The 2,220-nt window shown below is 60.9% G+C and carries 2 pseudogenes; both read left to right on the top strand.

Features of this window, described 5'->3' with window-relative positions:
* A pseudogene (gene istA, locus BG455_RS16780) lies at positions 1 to 1,556 on the top strand (IS21 family transposase); the annotation flags it as partial.
* Positions 1,546 to 2,220: pseudogene (locus tag BG455_RS16775) on the top strand (ATP-binding protein); the annotation flags it as partial. The pseudogenes istA and BG455_RS16775, both read left to right, overlap by 11 nt.

Below are 2,220 nucleotides of genomic sequence, written 5' to 3'. Positions count from 1 at the left end.
GGTTATCAGGACATGGGCGCTGCGAGACAAGATGCCCATTCGCGAGATCGCGCGGCGCACGGGCATATCGCGTAACACGATCAAGAAGTATCTGCGGGAGGGGATTGTCGAGCCTGCGTTTCAGACGCCGGATCGTCCTAGTAAGCTCGACCCATATGCCACTCAGCTGACAGGATGGCTGGTTTCAGATCAGCGCAAGTCACGCAAGGAACGCCGAACGGCGAAACTGATGCACGCCGATCTGGTGAAGCTGGGATATGACGGTTCCTACGAGCGTGTTGCGGCCTTCGTGCGGGAATGGAAAGGCGAACGCCAGCGGGCGTATCACACGACGGATCGGGGAACTTTCGTGCCGCTGGTGTTCGCACCAGGCGAGGCGTTCCAGTTCGACTGGCGCGAGGACTGGGCCTATGTCGGTGGCGAGCGGATCAAGCTGCAAGTGGCGCATATCAAGCTCTCGCACAGCCGTGCCCTTTTGGTTTGGGCCTATCTTCTGCAAACGCATGAGATGCTGTTCGACGCTCATTGGCATGCCTTCCGCGTTTTTGAAGGCATCCCGGGCCGGGGCATCTATGACAAAATGAAGACCGCCGTTGACCGGGTGGGCGTCGGCAAACAGCGCGATGTGAATGCACGGTTCACGGCGATGACTAGCCACTACGTCTTCGATCCAGAGTTCTGCAATCCGGCCGCAGGATGGGACTGCGCCAGTGTGGCGCCACCGGTTCAAGCCCGCTGGCGCAGGGTCAGGTTGAGAAGAACGTGCGCGATGCCCGTCATCGCCTATGGCAAGTTGCTCCAGTCTTCCCGAACCTTGGCTCGCCCTCAACGACTGGCTGGAAGAGCGCTGCAAGCAACTTTGGACGGAGACGCCCCATGGCACATTGCAGGGCAGCATTGCCGATGTCTGGGAGGCTGAGAAGCCCGGGCTGATGCCTCTGACCACGATGTTTGACGGGTTTGTCGAAGCGCGAAAGCGTGTCTTCCCCACTTGCCTGATCACTTTCGACCGCAACCGCTATTCCGTGCCCGCCAGCTTTGCGAACAGGCCGGTGAGCCTGCGCATTTACCCTGAGCGGCTGGTGGTTGTGGCCGAGGGCCACGTGATTTGCACGCATGAGCGCATCATCGACCGGTCGCACCGCCAGCCGGGGCGCGTCATCTATGATTGGCGCCACTATCTGGCAGTCGTTCAGCGCAAGCCCGGGGCGCTGCGCAATGGTGCGCCCTTCGTGGAAATGCCCGAACCCTTCCGGATGTTACAGGCGAAGATGCTGCGCCAGCCCGGCGGGGACCGCGAGATGGTCGATATTCTGTCTCTGGTGCTGCATCATGACGAACAGGCTGTGCTGTGCGCCGTGGAATTGGCGCTGGAGGCGGGCGTGCCCACCAAGACCCATGTGCTTAACCTGCTCCATCGGCTACTCGATGGCACACCGACCGACCAGCCGGATGTGAACCCTCCGGCGGCCCTGTCGCTGAACAAGGAGCCCGAGGCCAATGTCGCCCGCTATGATGGGCTGCGCACCCAGAAAGGAACCCGTCATGCGTCATGATCCTGCAGGTGCTGCGCTGATCATCATGTTGCGCAGCCTGAAGATGCCGGGCATGGCGCAGGCCGTGCAGGACTTGCATGAGCAAGGTTCGCCCGCCTTCGAGACTGCCATGCCGATCCTGTCGCAACTGCTCAAGGCCGAAATGGCCGAGCGCGAGGTGCGCTCGATCGCTTATCACATGAAGGCTGCCCGCTTCCCGGCCTACAAGGATTTGTCCGCCTTCGACTTCGCGGCCAGTGAAATGCGGGAAGCTCTGGTCCGCCAGCTCCATCGCTGTGAATTCCTGGATGCTGCTGAGAATGTGGTCCTGATCGGGGGGCCCGGCACTGGGAAAAGCCATGTTGCCACAGCCCTCGGCATCCAGGCTATCGAGCATCACCGCAAGCGCGTGCGTTTCTTCTCAACGGTCGAACTGGTCAACGCCCTGGAACAGGAAAAAGCCCAGGGCAAGGCCGGGAAGATCGCCGAGGCTCTGGTGAAAACCGACTTGGTGATCCTGGACGAGCTGGGATACCTGCCGTTCAGTGCTTCAGGTGGGGCATTGGTTCGTCGGGCAAACAGTCCCCCGGACTGTTTGCTTATCCTCCTCACTCCACCTCCTGAGCAAGCTCTACGAACGCACCAGCGTCATCATCACCACCAACCTGAGCTTCAGCGAATGGGC

This window comes from Roseinatronobacter thiooxidans, from assembly GCF_001870675.1.
GTDB classification, from domain to species: Bacteria; Pseudomonadota; Alphaproteobacteria; order Rhodobacterales; family Rhodobacteraceae; genus Roseinatronobacter; species Roseinatronobacter thiooxidans.
The sequence above is the reverse complement of the archived record's forward strand: the minus strand, read 5'-3'. Positions and strand labels throughout refer to the sequence as shown.